An 18,272-nucleotide genomic window follows, 5' to 3' on the forward strand; every position below is an offset into this window, starting at 1 on the left:
TGAACGTGGCAATGCCCGGACAGACGACAGTGAAGAGCGATCCAGTGCCGGCGAACTTCGGCAAGCCGGTCATCGAAGCGCGCGACCTCGATCTCACCTTCCAAACCGGCGACGGGCCAGTCCATGCCCTGTCGAAGATCAACCTCACGGTCCGACAAGGTGAGTTCGTGTCCTTCATCGGGCCGTCCGGCTGTGGCAAAACCACGCTTCTGCGCGTCATCGCCGATCTGGAACAGCCGACCGGCGGCGCCATCTCGGTCAATGGTCTCAGCCCGGAAGCGGCACGCAAGGCGCGGGCCTACGGCTACGTCTTCCAGGCACCGGCACTCTACCCGTGGCGCACGATCGGCAAGAACATCGCGCTGCCGCTCGAGGTCATGGGCTTCAGTGCGGCCGAGCGGCAGACGCGCATCCGCGACAATCTCGCGCTGGTCGATCTCGCCGGCTTCGAAAACAAGTTTCCCTGGCAGCTGTCCGGCGGCATGCAGCAACGTGCGTCGATCGCGCGTGCGCTGTCCTTTGATCCAGACATGCTGCTGATGGACGAGCCGTTCGGCGCATTGGACGAGATCGTGCGCGATCATCTGAACGAACAACTGCTGAAGCTCTGGGCGAAGACGCAAAAGACCGTTGTCTTCGTCACGCACTCGATCCCCGAGGCCGTGTTCCTCTCGACGAAAATCGTGGTGATGAGCCCAAGGCCGGGCCGGATCCACGAAGTGATCGATTGCGACCTTGGTACCGATCGTCCGCTGGAGATCCGCGAAACGCCGGAGTTCCTCGCCATTGCTGCCCGCGTCCGCGATGGGCTGAGGGCAGGGCACAGCTATGATTGAGCGTTGCGTGCAATGACGGCTGCTACCGCCCCCCGCCGCCGATTGACCGAAGGCCGCGCTGTGCCGGTGGCGACGATGGTGCTTGCCATCCTCGTCATCTGGTATGCCTGCACCATCTGGCTCAATGCCCGGTGGCAGCTGCAGGTGTTCGACCGGGCAGGGCAGGCCGATTGGACGCTCTGGCAGTTCGTCGCCGGTACATTCGCGCAGGATCGGCCGGTCTTGCCGGCGCCGCACCAGGTTCTGGTCGAACTGTGGAATTCGGTGGCGATGCAGGATGTCACCTCGCGCCGCAGCCTCGTCTACCATGCCTGGATCACGTTGTCGGCGACGCTTCTCGGCTTCGTCATGGGGACATTGCTCGGGATCGCGCTGGCCGTTCTGATCGTGCACAACCGCGCAGTCGACCGATCATTGATGCCGTGGCTGATCGCATCGCAGACAATCCCGATCCTTGCGATCGCGCCGATGATCGTCGTCGTGCTCGCATCGATCGGTCTGACCGGTCTCGTGCCGAAATCGCTGATCTCTACCTATCTTTCGTTTTTCCCGGTCGTCGTCGGCATGGTGAAAGGCTTTCGCAGCCCCGATGCGCTGCAGCTCGATCTCATGCGCACATACCATTCCTCGCGTGGCCAGGTGTTCGGCAAGCTGCGCTGGCCAAGCGCCATGCCCTACCTCTTCACCTCGATGAAGGTTGGTGTCGCGGCAAGTCTCGTCGGCGCGATCGTTGGCGAATTGCCGACCGGTGCAGCCGGTGGTCTCGGATCGCGCCTGCTTGCCGGCAGCTACTATGGCCAGACCACGCAGATCTGGGCGGCACTCTTCATGGCAGCAGCACTTTCCGCGACGCTGATCTTCGTGATCGGCATCGTCGAGCGCATCGTGCTGAGGCGCATGGGAGTGCGGCCATGAACGCAGGCTGGATCATATTTGCGCTTGTCGTGTGGCTGGGCTGCTGGGCGGCCAACGAATATCTCGTGCGGGTCGAAACGCGACAGGCCGGGGCACGCCGCGCGATCAATCTCGTCGTGCCAATCCTCTTCGGGGTCTCGCTGCTTGCATTGTGGGAAGGCCTGGTACGGGGGTTCAACGTGCCGCCGGTTCTCCTGCCACCGCCAAGCGCGATCTGGGCGCAGATCACCAGCTCCGTGCCGACGCTGTGGGCTGATTTCCGCCAGACCTTCCTGAAATCGGTTCTCATCGGCTACGCCATCGGCTGCGCCGCAGGCCTGGTGGTTGCCATCGCGATCGATCGTTCACCCTTCCTGAAGCGCGGTTTGTTGCCGATCGGCAGCTTCGTCTCGGCGCTACCGCTCGTCGGCATCGCGCCGATCATGGTCATGTGGTTCGGCTTCGACTGGCAGTCGAAGGCAGCCGTCGTGGTGGTCATGACGTTCTTCCCGATGCTGGTGAACACCGTCGCCGGACTGGCCGCCGCGAACGCGATGGAACGCGACCTGATGCACACTTATGCGGCGAGCTACTGGCAGGGGCTTTTCAAGTTGCGTCTGCCGGCCGCCTGGCCGTTCATCTTCAACGCGCTGAAGATCAACTCGACGCTGGCGCTGATTGGCGCGATCGTGGCGGAATTCTTCGGCACGCCGATCGTCGGCATGGGCTTCCGCATATCGTCCGCCATCGGGCGCCTGCAGGTGGATATGGTTTGGGCCGAGATCGCGGTTGCCGCGCTTGCCGGCTCGCTTTTTTACGGGTTGATCGCGCTCATCGAGAGGCGCGTCACCTTCTGGCATCCGTCGGTCCGTGGTGGGCGGACGGGACAATAAGGGGAATGGCACAATGAAGAAACTTCTCGCCTCCACGCTACTCGCCGGCCTGATGATGACGGGCGCCCATGCCCAGGATCTCGAGCCGCTGACCTTCCAGCTGAAATGGGTCAATCAGGGCCAGTTCGCCGGCTATCTGGTTGCCAAGGATCTTGGCTATTACGAAGAGGAAGGCCTCGACGTGACGATCAACCCGGGTGGCCCGGATATCGCGCCCGAGCAGGTGATCGCCGGCGGTGGGGCCGACGTGATCACGACCTGGATGGCGGCTGCTCTCGCTGCGCGCGAGCGCGGCGTGGCACTGGTGAACATCGCCCAGCCATTCCAGGGCTCGGCACTGCAGCTGGTCTGCTCCGAGGAAAGTGGTGTCGAAACCACCGAAGACTTCCCGGGCAAGACGCTCGGTGTCTGGTTCTTCGGCAACGAGTATCCGTTCTATGCCTGGATGGCGAAGCTCGGCTATTCCACGGAAGGTGGCGACGAGGGCGTCGAAGTGCTGCGGCAGGCTTTCTCCGCAGACCCGCTGCTGCAGGGCCAGGCCGATTGCATCTCCACCATGCGCTACAACGAGTACAAGCAGATCCTCGATGCCGGCATTCCGGAAGACAGCCTGACCGTCTTCAACTTCCTCGATGAAGGCGTCGGCATGCTGGAAGACGGCATCTATGTGCTGGAGGAAGATCTCGCCGACGAAGCCTTCGTCGACAAGATGGTGCGCTTCGTCCGCGCTTCCATGCGCGGCTGGGAACATGCCAAGGAAAACCCGCAGGAGGCCGCCGAGATCGTTCTGGAGAACGACATGTCCGGCGCGCTCACGCTTGAAAGCCAGGTCTACCAGGTCGAAGAAGCGGCTGCGCTCGTGGGCGACAGTGCAGCACTGGACGAGGCTGCCTATGAGCAGACGGTTCAGACGCTGCTGAACGCGGTTTCGCCAGACAATCCGGCCATCACAGCAGAACCGGAAGGCGCGTTCTCGACCGTCGTCACCGACCAGCTCTAAAAGACGAGCGCCTGCATATGGGCGCTTGACATCGGTTTGATTTCTGTGCAGCCGGCGGAACCAAGTCCCACCGGCTGCATTTTTCCATCGAAACGATCCCATGAGAGGACGGACCGATGGAACATATTGCAGCGATTATGGTGCTTATCGGATGTGGTCACGGCGACATCGAATGCCGCGAACTTTCAGCGCCGACCGTCGGTTATGAAACCGTGCAGATGTGCGAACAGGATATGGAGCCGGTGCTGCGCAGTATCAGCAACGATCATCCCGTGGTCTACGGTCAGTGTGCAGTCGTCGATCCTGCCGATTTCGAACAGGACGCGATCGTAGCCTGGGACTTCAACACCAGCGGCGAGCTTCTGGTCGATGTGGTAGCAGGCGATTCGCTCTATGCGTCGAGTGACGTTGCACTGACGAAAACATCGCGTCAGTAAGCACGGAACCATTTGGCGACTTTCGCGTTTCGAGTGCGATGCTAGGCGACGGAGGGGAGTGTGGGCTCCCGGTCTTGCAATCGGTCAACCGCGGAAATCTCCGCTCCAGTTTCGGTTATTGGGAACATAAATCATGAAAAAAACACTCGCAGTCGCCCTTCTCGCCCTCCCGCTCGCAGCATGCACGCAGACGCAGCAGGGCGCTGTGGTGGGTGGCGTTGGCGGCGCAGCAATCGGTGCAGCAGTCGGTGGTACTGACGGCGCTCTGATCGGTGGTGCAGCTGGCGCAGTCGGCGGCGCATTGATCGGCCGCGCATCTGAAAACAACAACCAGTGCATCTACGAAGATCGCTACGGCCGCCGCTATACAGCTGCTTGCTGATATCGATTTCAGATCACGTTCAAGCGCGCCGCAGAAATGCGGCGCGTTTTTTTAATGCGCTCAGTTGAGGAAATAGGCGCAGCCCGGTGTCTCAGCGGGACAGTGCGCTTGCTACCAGCCGGCTCTCCTGGAAGTTCTCCAAAAAACGCTCGTCGAAATCCGCATATTCGATCGATCGCGCAGGATCGGGAAATCCTACGATACCGTTGTTCATAGACAACAGGCCTTCGCGCTGAAGCTTGCGCAGATTCTTGTTGGTGTGAACGAGCGACAAGCCCATCGTGTCGGAGATCTGCTCCTGCGTCATCATCAGCTTGAAACCGTCCTTGTCGGCCTCGCCGATGGCACGCAGGCGGCACCAGAGCTCCAGCATGAAATGCAAAATGCGCTGGCTGGCTGGTCGGGCACCAAGCGAGACATTGTGTTCGCTGAGAATGTTGAAGTTGCGGACCGACATCCAATCCAGACCTGAGGCGAGAACAGGGTATTTCTGATAGACTTCGAGCAGGCGGATCGGTTCGATCACGGCCGTTTCCAGTTCGGTCAGCGCAGCGACCGAATAGGACGCGCGCCTCTGGAAATTGATGTGGAGGCCGATGAAGTCTCCGGGCAGCGCAACACCGATAATCTGGCGGCGCCCTGCCTTGGTGATCTTGTACTTGATGGCCCAGCCGCGGCGTACCAGGAAGCAGACGCGGAAATCGTCTCCATCCACCACCAGATCCTCGCCGCGTTGATATGCCACGCGGTTGATCTGGAGCTGTTCGAAGAAGTCGACTTCCTCTTCGTTCAAGAGAACGGTGTTGGCAAGCCGATGGACAGCCGCGCTCATGGCGGCTGAAGTCGCACTCTTGATGGTCGTCGCCATTCTAAACCGCTATTGCCCAAACCCGGCGGCACACCCCGTGCCCCTACCAAGCACACTGATAGCATGTGCCTGGCTTTCGATCACACTTCTTTTGTCGCGGAAAGTCCCGAGCTTCGTGTTGCCGCTTCGCGCATGTGTGCAACTGCGAAATTCGTGTTCCTCAAGACCAGATGCCCAATTGCGCCGGCAATTGCTATGTCATAAGTAAAAGACCGGGGAAGGGGCGGCACGTTACATCGGTGACGATTTCCAGTTAATAGGTTCTTCATAAATGAATTTGCCCCCGGAAGGTGGCGGTCCCTTGTCCAATTTGTCTGCTCTCATACTGGAAGACGCGTTTCTCATCGCGTATGAGGCGGAGCAGGCATTGCTGGAATTGGGTGCCAACAGCGTCGTGATATTCCAAGATCTGGTCGAGGCGGTCGAAGCCATCAACCGGTCTGACCGTTTTGATCTGGCCGTTTTGGACCTGTCGTTGTCGGATGGAAATTCAATCGAATTCGCCAAGACGATCAAGGCGCGCGGCATTCCGTTCGTCTTCACCTCGGGCTACGCCAAGCCGGAAGAGGTCGCGACCGAGTTTCCGGACGTGCCTTATCTCGAGAAGCCCTATCATTTCGACAGGCTCAAGCAGGTCATCCAGGATCTTCTGAAAAATCGGTAGGGGAGTGGCAGCCGGACCGTCTGATCCGGCTGAACTTTTTACATGTTCGAACGGCTCGAACCGGTCATGATCTGACGCGTGACAGCGTCAGGACCGAATTCGTCTTCGGCTTCGACGCTCATCAACTCGGCAAGGCGCGTGCGTGCACGGCTAACGCGGCTCTTGATCGTGCCAATCGCGCAATTGCAGATTTCCGCCGCTTCTTCGTAGGAGAAGCCCGAACCACCCACGAGGATGATCGCTTCCTTCTGGTCGGCCGGCAGCAGCTCAAGTGCCTTGCGAAAGTCCTGCAGATCGAGGTGACCCATCTGCTCGGGATGCCCGGCCATGCGGGCGGCATGGATGCCGTCGGCGTCGGAAACTTCACGGCCTTTCTTGCGCATCTGCGTGTAGAACTCATTGCGCAGAATGGTGAAGAGCCAGGCCTTGAGATTGGTGCCGCGCTCGAAGCTCGATTGCTTTGCCCACGCCTTCATCAGCGTTTCCTGCACGAGGTCATCCGCTCTGTCGGCCGAGCCGATCAGCGACATTGCAAACGCGCGCAGGTTGGGGACAACGGCCAGAAGATCCTTTCGGAACGCCGACAGGTCGGCGGGATCAGGCTCACCCATTCGAGCGGTCCTTCTCTGCGCGCTCCAGGCTGGCGAGCAGGTCCATGAACTTATCGGGGACAGGTTCTTGCGCGACTTCGTCGTACATCGACTTCAGGCGCTTACCGATTTGTGATGACGAGAGATCATCCAGCGGCCGCTGCGACGCTGCGCCACCGGATCCCTCACTCTTCGTAGAATTCATATGCAATGGTATCCTTTCCGACCCCTACTCGCAGCCCTGCAACGCAGCTTGTTGAAAATTGTTCCGACCTATAGGGAACTTTTTTTGACATTCGATTGTTTATCACCCGGCGACGCACATTCGACTTTCCACAGCGCGCCCATTCGAGGGAGTTCCATATGTCTTTAGCTGCCGAGCTTGCTCCGCACCTTCCATTCCTGCGGCGCTTTGCACGCTCGCTTACCGGTTCCCAGAGCAGCGGCGACGCCTATGTCACTGCAGTGCTCGAGGCGCTTATTGCCGATGTCGATCTGTTTCCCCGCGGCAATGACGCCAAGATCGGCCTCTATAAAACTTTTGCGACCATCTGGAAGTCCATCGAGGTCAATGTCACCCCGCATTCCGGTCTCGGTGGCATGGAAAAGAGCGATCATAACCTTCAGATGATCGCGCCGCTGCCGCGCCAGGCATTTCTTCTCGTCGCGGTCGAAGGTTTCTCGAAGTCGGAAGGCGCCGAAATTCTCTCCATGTCCGAAGACGATTTTTCCGAGCTGCTCGTCCAGGCCTCGCGTGACATTGCACAGCAGGTTGCCACCGATGTCATGATCATCGAAGACGAGCCGCTGATCGCGATGGATATCGAAAACCTTGTCATCGACCTTGGCCATTCGGTCACTGGCATTGCGCGCACCCACGCGGAAGCCAATGCACTCTTCGCGAAGAAGAAGCCGGGCATCATTCTGTCGGATATCCAGCTGGCCGACGGCAGCTCCGGCATCGATGCCGTGAACGACATTCTCAAAGAAACCGACGTTCCGGTGATCTTCATCACGGCCTATCCCGAGCAGCTTCTGACGGGCAAGCGACCGGAGCCGGCATTCCTTGTCACCAAGCCGTTCCAGCCCGACATGGTTCGCGCACTTATCAGCCAGGCGCTGTTCTTCAATCGTCAGTCGGACAAAAAGTCCGCGGCCTGACACGTTTCGGACAGGTCCTGGATTGCCAAAGCCCGATGCGGTCGCCGATCGCATCGGGCTTTTTCTATTCCCGCATCAAGACCTGCAGCAAAACGAAAACGCCGCCCGTGATGACGGGCGGCGTTCACACTGGCCTGAGCCCAATGACTGCTAGTGGCGCGAGCGCCACTCATCGACCTGACGCTCAGCTTCGTCGCGTGCGACGCCGTAGCGCTGCTGAATGAGGCCTGCGAGTTCCGTGCGGCTGCCCTTGGCGCGATCAAGATCGTCGTCCGTGAGCTTGCCCCACTGCTGCTGGGCCTTGCCGCGAAACTCGTTCCACTTACCTTCGATGATGTCCCAGTTCATTAGGCATCTCCTTGTTTATTGGTCGGAAGCTCGTCGTCGGCTTCCTCATCTTGAAAACGTCTCAGACGAGAGGGTGTTCCGACAATCGGCCGCTCCGACCAAAGAAAAAGCCCGGTGGAAACCGGGCTTTCTGCTGAGCTGATCGTCGGTGAACCCGCGATCAATGTACCTGCGGGTTGGACGTCGTCGAAGCCGTCGTTGTCGGAGCGGACGACTGGTTCGTCGTCGATGCGGCGTTGTTGCCATTCCCGCTAGAAGCCGTCGACGTCGATGCCTTGTCGGCGGCCGGCGTCTTGCGGGCTCGGGTCTGGCGCGCCTTGCGTACCGTTTCCGAAGCGCCAGCGGCTGCCGTCTTCGATGACGCTGAGGCCGAACGCTTGCGCGTTGCCGGCTCATCCGACGCAGCTTTGCGCGTCGACTTGCGTGTGGTGCCAGCTGCGGAAGTTGTTGCAACTGGCGCGCTGCGCGGCGCGCGCTTTACAGGTGCACGACGTGCAGGGATCGGGGCATCATCATCGCTGTCGTCGGAAAGGGCAGCGAGAACCGGGTCCTGGTTGCGGCGAGCAGCAAACATGGAAGCTGCCGCAGCGCCGATCGCCAGCGCGAACAGGCCCGTTGCAGTCGGGTTACGCTTGACCCACTCGACACCTTCCTGCGTGGTGTCGGCAGAATAGCGGGCTGCACGACGTGCTGCGAGTTCTGCATCATGTGCCGAACGTGTTACGGCGCGGCTCGCGCTCTCGGCGGTCTCTCGGGCGTAGTGCACGGCGTCGTCAGCTGCTTCGACAGCGACATCGGCGGCATCGTGGATGTAGCCACGGGCCGTATCGGACGCCTTGGATGCATAGCCGCGGATCCGCTGCGTGCCCTTGTCCACGTCACGACGCGACAGAAGGCGCGTGCGCTCGCTGGACTGGGTTGCGAGGCCAAGCAGGCCGAGCGCCACCAAAGCTGTCGAAAGCGGATTGTTGCGTGCCTTCTGCACGGCCCAATCCAGCATCTCGGTGGCAGAAGGATCTTCCTGGCCCGTCACACGGGCAGCCAATGCCTTCGGCGAGAATTCGCGGGCAGTGGTGTCGATCCGGTCTTTCATACGCTCACGCAGGCCGTCGATTTCTTCTTCGATACGCTCACTTGATTTTGTCATTGAAGGTCTCCTTGAATTGGGTCGCATTCTCGCTCGTAGCGCGAATGGTTCTCACAGGTTTCAGATTTTGCGGCTTAAGCCGGGCGGCCCCGATCCATAGGGCGATGATACCAAACAGAAGGACCGCAGCACCGATTGCGAGTGCTGCGCCGGCCGGGCCGAAGTAAATCGCGAGCCACGCAACCAACGCCTGAGCCAGCAGGAAGGTTGCGACAGCACACAGCAGCAGTCCGCAAAAAATCATCGTCAGGCCACTTTGCGCCTGCGACAGCTTTTCCGAAAACTCCGCCTTTGCGAGTTCGATCTCTTTGCGGAAGAGATCAATCGTATCTTCGAACAGAGCCCTCAGGTTCTGGATCAGCGACGGCGGTTGGATCGGTCGTTGTGGATCGGTCATCGTTCTCTCAATGCTCGGCAATAAAGTTGCCGGGTACGCAACGCGTCATGTGCCTCAGGCGGTCGATTTCGTCGTGCGCCTGCGGGTGGGCGTGCCTGCGCGCTTTGCGCTGGCGGTCTGGCGTGGCGCGCGCGATTGCGACGGGCGTGGGCTCGCCGGACGCGGCGCCGCAATGTTGCGCTGCTGGCGGTGCTGCGCGGCGGACTGCAGGGTGTTGGCGACAAGGAAGCCTGCGATTGCCAGCGCGCCGTAAGCGACCAATGGCTTTTCGCGCACGAAGTCTTCGACGCGCTGCGTGGCGGAGCGCATGTCGAGATCGTCCACGTTGGTCGTCATCTCTTCGGCCTTGGTGGCGACATCGTCGACCATGCCGGCAACGGTTGCATAGCCTTCGTCGCGCAGCTCGTCGCCGCCGCGGCGAAGCGCGCGCACGATCGTCATGCAGAAATTCTTGAATGCATTGCGCTGTTCGTCGACGACGGCTTCAGCCTGTGCGCGTCCAGTCTCGTAAGCCTTGCCGGCAAAGCGGCCGACCTGATCTTCCACGGTCTCGAATACTTCGTTTGCCGTGCGCTCAATACTTGCTTTCGTGGGCATCGTCCGCCTCCGTTTCGTTGCCCCCTCAACGCGACGGAAGATGACTTGTTCCACATTTGCTTATGTAAGGTTGCGTCGCGGCAATATCAGGGCACCAGCACCGTCTTGCCACGCGCGCCGCGCTGCATGATCTCGCTCAAAACGGCGGCTGCATCGTTGAGCGAGCGCTTGTCGCCGATATGCGGTTTGACGCGGCCATCCGCATGCCAGGCGAAAAGCTCGCGCATGTTGTCCAGATGGAGCGCGCGTTCCCTGGCGATGAAGTTGCCCCAGAAAACGCCGACGACGGCGAATTCCTTCACCAGTGCGAGGTTGACGGGAAAGCTCGGAATGCGCCCCGCTGCGAAGCCGACGACAAGCAGTCGGCCGCGCCGCGCCATCAACCGCGTGGCCGTGTCGAAGGCATCGCCTCCAACGGGATCGAAGACGACATCGACACCTCGGCCGTCGGTCTCCTGCTTCACCGCGTCCTTCAGACCATCATAGCCGAGCACGACGTCGGCGCCGTTGGCTTCAGCCAGCGCACGCTTATCCTCGCTCGATGCGACCGCGATGACATGTGCGCCCATCGCCTTGCCAATCTGGATCGCGGCAATGCCGGTGGAGCCTGCAGCACCCAGCACCAGCAACGTTTCGCCCGATTGAAGTGACGCACGTTGCTTCAGCGCATGATGCGACGTGCCATAGGCGCAGAGCAGGGCACAGGCGTCATTGAACGACACGTGCTCGGGGAGCGCGATCAGATTGGCGGGATCGGTCACGATCTCGCTCGCATAGCCGCCGGTGGCGAGCAGTGCCGCGACGCGATCGCCGATCGCAAAGCCGTCGACATTGTCGCCCAAGGCCGTGATCGTGCCGGCGACTTCCATGCCGGGGGTGAACGGCGTTAGTGGCTTCATCTGGTAGAGGCCCTGCACCAGCAACCCGTCTGGGTAGTTCACGCCGATCGCTTCCGCTTTGACCTGCACTTCGTCCGCGGCCAACGCCTTCAGCTTAACTGTCTCCAGTCGCAACTGATCGAGCGGGCCGAAGGCGTGGCAGACGATGGCGCTGGTCATTTGGCGGATCCTTCGCGGTAAGGGGCGAGTTCGTTGCGCGCCACCTGGCGGCGGTGGACAGCATCTGGTCCATCGGCAAGACGCAGCGTGCGCAGATGCGTCCACATGCGCGCAAGTGGCGTGTCCTGCGACACGCCCTGACCGCCAAACATCTGCACCGCTTGATCGACGACCTTGAGCGCGACATTCGGCGCTACGACCTTGATCTGGCTGATCCAGGGCGCTGCAGCTTTTGCATCCTTCTGGTCCATGGCAAAGGCGGCGCGCAGGCAGAGAAGCCGCGCCATCTCGATCTCCATGCGGCATTCGGCGATGATGTCGTGGTTGGCGCCGAGATCGGACAGGCGTTTGCCGAAGGCTTCGCGCTCGACGGCGCGTCGGCACATGAGTTCGAGCGCACGCTCCGCCTGGCCGATGGCACGCATGCAATGGTGGATGCGGCCAGGCCCCAGCCGGCCTTGCGCGATCTCGAAGCCGCGTCCTTCGTCCACGAGTAGGTCCTCGACCGGTACGCGCACATCGCTGAAACGCAGATGCAGATGCCCGTGTGGTGCGTCGTCATCGCCATAGACTTCCATGGCCCGCAGCTTCTCTATGCCGGGCGTTTTCGCGTCGATCACCAGCATGGAATGGCGGCGGTGGCGCGGTGCGTCTTCGCCACCGGTCCGCACCATCACGATGTAAACGGCGCAGCGCGGATCGCCGGCGCCCGACGCCCACCATTTCTCGCCGTTCAGCACATAGTGGTCGCCATCGCGTTCGCAGCGCATGGCGATGTTGGTGGCGTCTGAGGACGCGACGTCCGGCTCCGTCATCAGATAGGCCGAGCGGATGTCACCGGCAAGCAGCGGCTTCAGCCAGCGCTCCTTGTGTATATCCGAGCCGTAGCGTTCGAGCACTTCCATGTTCCCGGTGTCAGGCGCAGCGCAGTTGAAGATCTCTGCCGCCAGGTGCGACTTGCCCATTTCCTCGGCCAGATAGGCATATTCGACCGTCGTCAGGCCGAAGCCGCGCTCGCTGTCGGTCAGCCAAAAATTCCAGAGGCCGCGCTCGCGCGCCTTCGCCTTCAATGAGGAGAGGATTTCGCTCTGGCGCAGCGTGTGCGTCCAGCGATCACCGTTGCCGACTTCCGCCAGAAATTCCTCGTCGAGCGGGGCGATCTCCTCTTCGATCATCTGCTTCACCGCAGCGTGGATCGGGATGAGCCGTTCCGTCATTCCAAGGTCCATGGCGCCCATCTCATCCTTCCTCCTCGGTTGTCCTTCGCTGTCTCCATCGACTAAGGATCGATGAGGACAAGGCGGAGGATGCATATGGCCTATCTGGAGGACCTCTTTACGGTCAAGGACAAGACGGCGCTCGTGACGGGTGGTGCAACCGGCATCGGACGCATGGTTGCGACGGCGCTCGTCCAGGGCGGCGCGCATGTCTACATCGCTTCGCGCAAGGGCGCGGACTGCGAAGCGGTCGCGGAAGAGCTCAATGGCCTCGGCGCGCCCGGACGGGCGGAAGGCTTTGCCGGCGATGTCGGCAGCGAGGAGGGCGTGAAGGCGCTTGCGGCGGAACTGGCGCAGCGCACCGACCGTCTGAATATCCTCGTCAACAATGCCGGTATTTCCTGGGGCGAGCCGCTCGAGACCTTTCCTCATGCCGCCTGGCAGAAAGTGATGAACGTCAATGTCGCGGGTCTTTTCACGCTGACGCGTGACCTCCTGCCGCTGCTCGACAAGGCTGCCAGCGATGCGGACCCGGCACGTGTCATCAATCTCGGCTCGGTCATGGGAACGGTGCCGCTCGCCGATGGCGCCTATTCCTATTCGGCGTCGAAGGCAGCGGTGCATCACCTCACGCGCATTCTCGCCAATGAATTCGCGGCACGTCGCATCACCGTCAACGCCTTCGCGCCTGGGCCTTTCCAGAGCAAGATGACGGCATTTGCCACCGGCACGGATGAGAAGGCCGACATCGTCGGTCGGGGCGTTCCGCTGGGGCGCATCGGTTCGCCGGACGATATCGCAGGCGCCACGCTCTATCTCTGCTCGAAGGCGGGCGCGTATATCTCGGGCGCAATCCTGCCGCTCGATGGCGGCATGTCCGCGCATGACAGCAACCGACTGTTCAAGGACTTCCAGTGATGGCGGCGGCGACGGATATCGTGGACATGCCGGACATCGATGCGCTGGAAGCGGTCCTCGCCGGCGAGATCGCGGGCTTCGACCGCATCAGCGAAATGCGCAAGTTCAACACTGGCCAGTCGAACCCGACCTATCTGATCGTCACCGCGGACCGCCGCTTCGTGCTGCGCGCCAAGCCGCCCGGGCAGCTCTTGAAATCCGCGCATCAGGTCGATCGCGAGTTCCGCGTCATGCGCGCGCTTGGCGGCACGGCTGTGCCGGTTCCAAGGGTCCACTACCTCTCGCCGGAGGACTCCGTCATCGGCCGGATGTTCTTCGTCATGGAGCATCTGGATGGCCGTATCCTGTGGGATCCGGCGCTGCCCGAACTATCCGCGCACGAACGTCAGGCAATCTATGACGCGATGGTCGAGGCGCTGGCCGCGCTGCACGATGTCGACATCGACGCTGCCGGTCTTTCCGATTTCGGGCGGCCCGGCAATTATTTCGAGCGCCAGCTGAAGCGCTGGAGCGAGCAGTACCGCGCAAGCGTCATCGATCCCATTACCAACATGGACGCGCTGATCGATTGGTTGTCCGAAAACCTGCCGAAGGATGATGGGCAGGTGTCGCTGGTGCATGGCGACTTCCGCATGGACAACATGATCTTTGCCAGGGACAGCGCGACGATCCTCGGCGTTCTCGACTGGGAGCTGTCGACACTCGGCCACCCCTACGCCGATCTCTCCTACCAGTGCATGCAGTTGCGGCTGCCGCATGACAGCACGTTCAAGGGGCTGGGTGGGCTGGATCGCGCCGCACTCGGCATCCCGAGCGAAGAGGAGTACGTTACGACCTATTGCCGGCTGCGCGGCATCGATCGCATCGACAATTGGCGCTTCTATCTGGCCTTCGCCTTCTTTCGCCTCGGCGCGATCCTGCAGGGCGTGCTGAGGCGCGCTGTCGACGGCAATGCGTCCAATCCGGAACGCGCGCGCGAAATGGGCCGCGCGATCCCGCTGATCGCTTCTGAGGCGATCGACGTGATCCGCAATGGGTGAGCGGTGCGGACCGTTCGCAGGCGCTGTCGTCCTCATCACCGGGGCGGCCGGCGGGTTCGGGCAGGCGATGGCGAAGCGCTTTGGCGATGCGGGAGCGCGTCTCGTTCTTGCCGATCGCGACGAGGCGCTGCTTGCCGAAAGCGCAGCCGGGCTGGATTGCGAAACGGTGCTGCTTAGCGGCGACATCATTCACGAAGAGACATCGGCATGTCTTGTCGCTGCGGCGCTCGACCGGTTCGGCGCCATCGATGTCGCCATCAACAATGCCGGGATCGCGACGGCCTTCAAGCCGCTGCATGAGGTGACGGCAGCGGAAGCAGAGCAGTTGATCGCCGTCAATCTTATGGGCGTCATCCATGGCATGCGGCATCAACTCCCGCCGATGCGCCTGCGCTTTGCCGAGACGGGCCGGCCCTCCGCCATCGTCAACATCGCTTCCATTGCCGGCGTCATCGGCGCCAATGGGCTCGCGGTCTACGCGGCGGCGAAGCACGGCGTCGTCGGACTGACGAAATCGGCGGCGCTCGAGAATGCCCGCCATGGCGTGCGGGTCAACGCGATCTGCCCGACATTTTCCCCAACCGCGATGGTGACCGAGACGATCACGAAAGGCGGCCCGGACGTGGATCTTCTGGCAAAAGGCATCCCGATGCGGCGGCTGGCGAGCGTCGAGGACGTGGTCGAAGCCGTGCTCTATGCGGCGTCACCTGCATCGAGCTTCATCACCGGCCAGACATTCAATGTCGACGGCGGCATCACCGCTGGCTAGGTTTTGTCGATGACCCATTCGAAGAGCGATCCGACCGTCAGGCTGCGCATCGTGCTCGGCCCCGACATCGCGTTCGGGCCCGGCAAGGCGGACCTGCTCGATGGGATCCGCGAGACTGGTTCGATCGCAGCGGCGGGCCGGCGCATGGGTATGAGCTACAAGCGCGCCTGGACGCTGATTGAAACGCTCAATCGAAACTTCTCCAAGCCACTGGTCGAAACATCCAAGGGCGGCTCAGAGCGCGGCGGCGCCGTGCTGACTGAAGCCGGGGAGGCGGCGCTTGCGCTCTACCGACAGATGGAGGCGCGGCTGGTCGCCGAGAGCGTCGCAGAGGTCAAGCAACTGAAGGCGATGCTCTCCGATATGTCCGAACGGAAATAACGGTTGCGCGGCCGCTTTATCTCTGGTTCCCTGCCGATATGTTCGTGAAAACCTATCGGGCAACTTTTCCCATGCTGACATCGCCTGCCATGCTCCGCCGTTTCACCGTCGGCGCGCTCGCGTATGCTGCGGTGATAGGCGCACAGTCCGCGCGCGCGGCGGAAGCGACACTTGCTGTTGCCGCGAATTTTGCCGAGGTGGCCGAGGTTCTCGTCGATGCGTTTGAAGCAGAAACCGATCACACGTTGAGGATCTCCGCAGGGTCGACCGGGCAGCTTTATGCGCAGATCATCAACGGTGCGCCGTTCGACGTGTTTCTTTCCGCAGACCAGCGCACCGTCGCGCAGCTGGAAGCCGAAGGGGGTGCGGCCGAGGGAACGCGTTTCACCTATGCGATCGGCAAGCTGACGCTGTGGAGCACTGACGGCGCGCTGATCGGAGATGACGGCGCGGCATTCCTTCAAGCCAACGCCTTCCGTGCACTCGCGATCGCAAATCCCGATGTCGCGCCCTATGGGCTGGCAGCGCGTCAGACGCTGGAAGCGCTCGGTCTTTGGGAGACGCTCGAGCCCAAGATCGTGCGCGGCGAAAACATCGGTCAGACCCACGCGATGGTTTCGACCGGTAATGCGGAAGCCGGCTTCGTCGCGCTGTCCTACGTGCTCAGCCCTTCCAATAAGCAGCCCGGCAGCCGCTGGGACGTGCCCCAGGAGTTTTATGAGCCGATCCGCCAGGATGCGGTCGTCACCGCGCGCGGCGCGGACAATGAGGCTGCGACTGCGTTTATCGCATATCTTGCCAGCGCGCCGGCAAAGGCCATTATCGAAGACTATGGCTACGCACAGAATAGGGCCTGATGCTGTCTTCAATCCCGCTTCCCGATCCCGGCCCGCTCATTCTCACGATGCAGCTTGCTGCCGTCACGACGCTCGTGCTGCTCGTGCTCGGCACACCGCTCGCGTGGTGGCTGGCGCATACACGCGCGCGCCTGAAGCCGGTGGTGGAGGCACTGACGGCACTGCCGCTGGTGCTGCCGCCCACCGTCATCGGATTCTATCTGCTGGTTCTAATGAGCCCGCGCGCGCCGCTCGGCGCGTTCTGGGTGAGCCTGACCGACACAACGTTGACCTTCTCTTTCATCGGTCTCGTGATCGCATCCGTTTTCTATTCGCTGCCCTTCATGGTGCAGCCGCTGCAGGCTGCATTCGAAGCGGTTGGAAAGGCGCCGCTCGAAGCGGCTGCAACCTTGCGGGCGGGGCCGCTCGACCGCTTCTTCTTCGTTGCCGCACCGCTGGCCGCGCGCGGGTTCCTCACGGCGATCGTGCTGACGTTCGCGCATACGGTCGGCGAGTTCGGCGTGGTGCTCATGGTCGGCGGCAACATTCCTGGCGAGACGCGCGTCATCTCGATTGCGATCTACGAGCATGTGGAAACGCTGCGCTATGCGGAGGCGCATGTCCTCTCGGCCATCATGCTGGTCTTTTCCTTCGTCGTGCTGATAACGGTCTATACGCTCAACCGCCGCTTTCCGCTGAAGACGGTCTGACGATGGCGATGCTCGACATTGGCATCGCGCGCCGCTTCGGCGCCTTCGATCTGAAGGTGGAAGAGGCGATCCCGCTTGCCGGCATCACGGCGCTTTTCGGCCATTCCGGCTGCGGCAAGAGCACGCTTCTGCGCATTCTCTCGGGTCTCGACCGCGAAGCGAATGGCCATGTGCGCTTCGACCGCGACATCTGGCAGGACAGCGCCACGGGGCAATTCGTGCCGACGGAGCGGCGTGGCGTCGGCTATGTGTTCCAGGATGCGCGGCTCTTCGATCATCTTTCGGTAAAGGGCAATCTGGCTTTCGCCGACCGCCGCTCGCGCAAGATCGGTGACAGGCCGACCTTCGATGACGTTGTCGATGCGCTCGATCTCGCACCGCTGCTCGACCGGTCGGTGACGGCGCTCTCCGGCGGCGAACGCCAGCGCGTCGCCATCGCCCGAACGCTGCTTTCGCGGCCGCGTCTGCTGCTGCTCGATGAGCCGCTCGCGGCGCTCGATGGCAGGCGAAAAGCCGAGATCCTGCCGCATATCGCCAGCCTGCCGCGCCGGTTCTCGATCCCGATCGTCTACGTCACCCATTCGGTGGAAGAGGTCGGGCAACTGGCCGACCGGATGATCGTGCTCTCAGCCGGTTGTGTCGCCGCTAGGGGGCCAGTCGAGGAGGTTCTTTCGCGCATTGATCTCGGGCCTCTCACGGGCCGCTTCGAGGCAGGTGTCACGTTGACGGCTCAGATTGTCGGCCATGATGCCGAGTGGGCGATGACCAAGCTCGATCATCGCGGCCAGCGGCTCCTCGTTCCGCGCATCGACGGCGCGATCGGCCAGATGGTGAAGGTCCGGCTGCGTGCCCGCGACGTGGCGCTCGCGACGGAGCGGCCGAGCGGGCTTTCGATCCGCAATGTTCTCTCAGGCACCGTGCGCCAAGTGGCAGCAGAGGCCGATACGGCCTATGCGGAAGTGCTGGTGGATGTGGCGGGTGTCGGCGTACGCGCCCGCGTCACGCGCATGGCCGTCGCCGGGCTCGGGCTCGCCGAAGGCAGGCCGGTTTTCGTGCTCGTCAAGTCGATCGCGATCGATCGCCCGGCTCAGACTTATCGCCAGGATGATGTCTGAGCCGAAGAGTGTGC

General features: G+C 61.9%; 24 protein-coding genes. 15 read left to right on the forward strand and 9 right to left on the reverse strand.

The annotated features are described in order from the left end of the window. Positions 1–11: 11 nt before the first annotated feature. The 6 genes from D5400_RS09250 (at position 12) to D5400_RS09275 (ending at position 4,442) form a co-directional block, all read left to right on the forward strand. Positions 12–836, forward strand: coding sequence for an ABC transporter ATP-binding protein (locus tag D5400_RS09250; protein WP_126013019.1), 825 nt, complete (start codon positions 12–14; stop codon positions 834–836). A 12-nt stretch (positions 837–848) separates the two neighbouring features. Further along, entirely contained in the window at positions 849–1,751 is a 903-nt protein-coding gene (locus D5400_RS09255) for an ABC transporter permease (RefSeq protein ID WP_126009751.1), read from the forward strand. Further along, positions 1,748–2,623, forward strand: a complete 876-nt coding sequence (locus D5400_RS09260; protein ID WP_126009752.1) for an ABC transporter permease — start codon at positions 1,748–1,750, stop codon at positions 2,621–2,623. The genes D5400_RS09255 and D5400_RS09260 overlap by 4 nt, the downstream gene beginning before the upstream one ends. Before the next feature lie 13 nt (positions 2,624–2,636). After that, positions 2,637–3,623: an ABC transporter substrate-binding protein gene (locus D5400_RS09265; RefSeq protein ID WP_126009753.1), complete on the forward strand. Its 987-nt coding sequence runs from the start codon at positions 2,637–2,639 to the stop codon at positions 3,621–3,623. Positions 3,624–3,739: 116 nt separating this feature from the next. Further along, positions 3,740–4,060, forward strand: a complete 321-nt coding sequence (locus D5400_RS09270) for a hypothetical protein (RefSeq protein WP_126009754.1) — start codon at positions 3,740–3,742, stop codon at positions 4,058–4,060. 133 nt (positions 4,061–4,193) lie between these two features. Next, positions 4,194–4,442 carry a glycine zipper domain-containing protein gene (locus tag D5400_RS09275; RefSeq protein ID WP_126009755.1) on the forward strand — a complete coding sequence of 83 codons (249 nt, stop codon included), beginning with the start codon at positions 4,194–4,196 and terminating at the stop codon, positions 4,440–4,442. 91 nt (positions 4,443–4,533) lie between these two features. Here the strand turns inward: D5400_RS09275 and D5400_RS09280 are convergent, their stop codons facing one another. Next, entirely contained in the window at positions 4,534–5,310 is a 777-nt protein-coding gene (locus D5400_RS09280; RefSeq protein ID WP_126009756.1) for a Crp/Fnr family transcriptional regulator, read from the reverse strand. A gap of 301 nt (positions 5,311–5,611) precedes the next feature. Between D5400_RS09280 and D5400_RS09285 the strand changes: the two genes are divergently transcribed. Beyond that, positions 5,612–5,974 carry a response regulator gene (locus D5400_RS09285; protein ID WP_164527836.1) on the forward strand — a complete coding sequence of 121 codons (363 nt, stop codon included), beginning with the start codon at positions 5,612–5,614 and terminating at the stop codon, positions 5,972–5,974. A 38-nt stretch (positions 5,975–6,012) separates the two neighbouring features. On the opposite strand, the gene D5400_RS09290 is transcribed toward D5400_RS09285, so the two are convergent. Together D5400_RS09290 and D5400_RS09295 are read right to left on the reverse strand one after the other, a co-directional pair. Further along, entirely contained in the window at positions 6,013–6,585 is a 573-nt protein-coding gene (locus D5400_RS09290) for a sigma-70 family RNA polymerase sigma factor (RefSeq protein ID WP_126009758.1), read from the reverse strand. Then, positions 6,578–6,769: a NepR family anti-sigma factor gene (locus tag D5400_RS09295; protein ID WP_126009759.1), complete on the reverse strand. Its 192-nt coding sequence runs from the start codon at positions 6,767–6,769 to the stop codon at positions 6,578–6,580. Before D5400_RS09295 ends, D5400_RS09290 begins: the two co-directional genes overlap by 8 nt. A gap of 158 nt (positions 6,770–6,927) precedes the next feature. Here D5400_RS09295 and D5400_RS09300 point away from each other — a divergent pair, with 158 nt between their 5' ends. After that, positions 6,928–7,725 (forward strand): response regulator, encoded by a 798-nt coding sequence (locus tag D5400_RS09300; RefSeq protein WP_126009760.1) that lies wholly within the window; start codon positions 6,928–6,930, stop codon positions 7,723–7,725. 150 nt (positions 7,726–7,875) lie between these two features. On the opposite strand, the gene D5400_RS09305 is transcribed toward D5400_RS09300, so the two are convergent. The 6 genes from D5400_RS09305 to D5400_RS09330 all read right to left on the reverse strand — a co-directional run bounded on the left by D5400_RS09305 (position 7,876) and on the right by D5400_RS09330 (position 12,510). Continuing rightward, a complete protein-coding gene (locus D5400_RS09305; protein ID WP_126009761.1) occupies positions 7,876–8,073 on the reverse strand; it encodes a CsbD family protein in 198 nt (65 codons plus the stop codon). Between the two features lie 160 nt (positions 8,074–8,233). Beyond that, the gene (locus tag D5400_RS09310; protein WP_126009762.1) at positions 8,234–9,220 is read right to left on the reverse strand and encodes a hypothetical protein; all 987 of its coding nucleotides are present in this window, start codon (positions 9,218–9,220) and stop codon (positions 8,234–8,236) included. Beyond that, positions 9,204–9,617: a phage holin family protein gene (locus D5400_RS09315; RefSeq protein ID WP_126009763.1), complete on the reverse strand. Its 414-nt coding sequence runs from the start codon at positions 9,615–9,617 to the stop codon at positions 9,204–9,206. Before D5400_RS09315 ends, D5400_RS09310 begins: the two co-directional genes overlap by 17 nt. A 54-nt stretch (positions 9,618–9,671) precedes the next feature. Continuing rightward, positions 9,672–10,214 (reverse strand): hypothetical protein, encoded by a 543-nt coding sequence (locus D5400_RS09320; protein WP_126009764.1) that lies wholly within the window; start codon positions 10,212–10,214, stop codon positions 9,672–9,674. 86 nt (positions 10,215–10,300) lie between these two features. Further along, positions 10,301–11,272: an NADPH:quinone oxidoreductase family protein gene (locus D5400_RS09325; protein WP_126009765.1), complete on the reverse strand. Its 972-nt coding sequence runs from the start codon at positions 11,270–11,272 to the stop codon at positions 10,301–10,303. Then, positions 11,269–12,510, reverse strand: coding sequence for an acyl-CoA dehydrogenase family protein (locus D5400_RS09330; protein ID WP_126009766.1), 1,242 nt, complete (start codon positions 12,508–12,510; stop codon positions 11,269–11,271). The genes D5400_RS09325 and D5400_RS09330 overlap by 4 nt, the downstream gene beginning before the upstream one ends. Before the next feature lie 75 nt (positions 12,511–12,585). Between D5400_RS09330 and D5400_RS09335 the strand changes: the two genes are divergently transcribed. The 7 genes from D5400_RS09335 to modC all read left to right on the forward strand — a co-directional run bounded on the left by D5400_RS09335 (position 12,586) and on the right by modC (position 18,258). Then, positions 12,586–13,407: an SDR family oxidoreductase gene (locus D5400_RS09335; RefSeq protein WP_126009767.1), complete on the forward strand. Its 822-nt coding sequence runs from the start codon at positions 12,586–12,588 to the stop codon at positions 13,405–13,407. Then, positions 13,407–14,447, forward strand: coding sequence for a phosphotransferase (locus tag D5400_RS09340; protein WP_425364906.1), 1,041 nt, complete (start codon positions 13,407–13,409; stop codon positions 14,445–14,447). The genes D5400_RS09335 and D5400_RS09340 overlap by 1 nt, the downstream gene beginning before the upstream one ends. Then, positions 14,440–15,216: an SDR family NAD(P)-dependent oxidoreductase gene (locus D5400_RS09345; RefSeq protein ID WP_126009768.1), complete on the forward strand. Its 777-nt coding sequence runs from the start codon at positions 14,440–14,442 to the stop codon at positions 15,214–15,216. Before D5400_RS09340 ends, D5400_RS09345 begins: the two co-directional genes overlap by 8 nt. Before the next feature lie 9 nt (positions 15,217–15,225). Further along, complete coding sequence (locus tag D5400_RS09350) at positions 15,226–15,597, forward strand: winged helix-turn-helix domain-containing protein (RefSeq protein ID WP_126009769.1); 372 nt, start codon at positions 15,226–15,228, stop codon at positions 15,595–15,597. 71 nt (positions 15,598–15,668) lie between these two features. Beyond that, on the forward strand, positions 15,669–16,454 hold the full coding sequence (modA, locus tag D5400_RS09355; RefSeq protein WP_205665547.1) for a molybdate ABC transporter substrate-binding protein: 786 nt from the start codon (positions 15,669–15,671) through the stop codon (positions 16,452–16,454). Then, positions 16,454–17,143 carry a molybdate ABC transporter permease subunit gene (modB, locus tag D5400_RS09360; protein WP_126009770.1) on the forward strand — a complete coding sequence of 230 codons (690 nt, stop codon included), beginning with the start codon at positions 16,454–16,456 and terminating at the stop codon, positions 17,141–17,143. The genes modA and modB overlap by 1 nt, the downstream gene beginning before the upstream one ends. Before the next feature lie 2 nt (positions 17,144–17,145). Then, positions 17,146–18,258 carry a molybdenum ABC transporter ATP-binding protein gene (gene modC, locus D5400_RS09365; protein WP_126009771.1) on the forward strand — a complete coding sequence of 371 codons (1,113 nt, stop codon included), beginning with the start codon at positions 17,146–17,148 and terminating at the stop codon, positions 18,256–18,258. Positions 18,259–18,272 lie beyond the last annotated feature (14 nt).

It is taken from the genome of Georhizobium profundi, assembly GCF_003952725.1.
GTDB lineage: Bacteria > Pseudomonadota > Alphaproteobacteria > Rhizobiales > Rhizobiaceae > Georhizobium > Georhizobium profundi.

Excerpts from the sequence above, each read along its gene's own strand:
- D5400_RS09250 (WP_126013019.1), top strand. The coding sequence starts at position 12 with ATGCCCGGACAGACGACAGTGAAGAGCGATCCAGTGCCGGCGAACTTC.
- D5400_RS09255 (WP_126009751.1), top strand. The coding sequence starts at position 849 with ATGACGGCTGCTACCGCCCCCCGCCGCCGATTGACCGAAGGCCGCGCT.
- D5400_RS09260 (WP_126009752.1), top strand. The coding sequence starts at position 1,748 with ATGAACGCAGGCTGGATCATATTTGCGCTTGTCGTGTGGCTGGGCTGC.
- D5400_RS09265 (WP_126009753.1), top strand. The coding sequence starts at position 2,637 with ATGAAGAAACTTCTCGCCTCCACGCTACTCGCCGGCCTGATGATGACG.
- D5400_RS09270 (WP_126009754.1), top strand. The coding sequence starts at position 3,740 with ATGGAACATATTGCAGCGATTATGGTGCTTATCGGATGTGGTCACGGC.
- D5400_RS09275 (WP_126009755.1), top strand. The coding sequence starts at position 4,194 with ATGAAAAAAACACTCGCAGTCGCCCTTCTCGCCCTCCCGCTCGCAGCA.
- D5400_RS09280 (WP_126009756.1), bottom strand. The coding sequence starts at position 5,310 with ATGGCGACGACCATCAAGAGTGCGACTTCAGCCGCCATGAGCGCGGCT.
- D5400_RS09290 (WP_126009758.1), bottom strand. The coding sequence starts at position 6,585 with ATGGGTGAGCCTGATCCCGCCGACCTGTCGGCGTTCCGAAAGGATCTT.
- D5400_RS09295 (WP_126009759.1), bottom strand. The coding sequence starts at position 6,769 with ATGAATTCTACGAAGAGTGAGGGATCCGGTGGCGCAGCGTCGCAGCGG.
- D5400_RS09300 (WP_126009760.1), top strand. The coding sequence starts at position 6,928 with ATGTCTTTAGCTGCCGAGCTTGCTCCGCACCTTCCATTCCTGCGGCGC.
- D5400_RS09305 (WP_126009761.1), bottom strand. The coding sequence starts at position 8,073 with ATGAACTGGGACATCATCGAAGGTAAGTGGAACGAGTTTCGCGGCAAG.
- D5400_RS09310 (WP_126009762.1), bottom strand. The coding sequence starts at position 9,220 with ATGACAAAATCAAGTGAGCGTATCGAAGAAGAAATCGACGGCCTGCGT.
- D5400_RS09315 (WP_126009763.1), bottom strand. The coding sequence starts at position 9,617 with ATGACCGATCCACAACGACCGATCCAACCGCCGTCGCTGATCCAGAAC.
- D5400_RS09320 (WP_126009764.1), bottom strand. The coding sequence starts at position 10,214 with ATGCCCACGAAAGCAAGTATTGAGCGCACGGCAAACGAAGTATTCGAG.
- D5400_RS09325 (WP_126009765.1), bottom strand. The coding sequence starts at position 11,272 with ATGACCAGCGCCATCGTCTGCCACGCCTTCGGCCCGCTCGATCAGTTG.
- D5400_RS09330 (WP_126009766.1), bottom strand. The coding sequence starts at position 12,510 with ATGGGCGCCATGGACCTTGGAATGACGGAACGGCTCATCCCGATCCAC.
- D5400_RS09335 (WP_126009767.1), top strand. The coding sequence starts at position 12,586 with ATGGCCTATCTGGAGGACCTCTTTACGGTCAAGGACAAGACGGCGCTC.
- D5400_RS09340 (WP_425364906.1), top strand. The coding sequence starts at position 13,407 with ATGGCGGCGGCGACGGATATCGTGGACATGCCGGACATCGATGCGCTG.
- D5400_RS09345 (WP_126009768.1), top strand. The coding sequence starts at position 14,440 with ATGGGTGAGCGGTGCGGACCGTTCGCAGGCGCTGTCGTCCTCATCACC.
- D5400_RS09350 (WP_126009769.1), top strand. The coding sequence starts at position 15,226 with ATGACCCATTCGAAGAGCGATCCGACCGTCAGGCTGCGCATCGTGCTC.
- modA (WP_205665547.1), top strand. The coding sequence starts at position 15,669 with ATGCTGACATCGCCTGCCATGCTCCGCCGTTTCACCGTCGGCGCGCTC.
- modB (WP_126009770.1), top strand. The coding sequence starts at position 16,454 with ATGCTGTCTTCAATCCCGCTTCCCGATCCCGGCCCGCTCATTCTCACG.
- modC (WP_126009771.1), top strand. The coding sequence starts at position 17,146 with ATGGCGATGCTCGACATTGGCATCGCGCGCCGCTTCGGCGCCTTCGAT.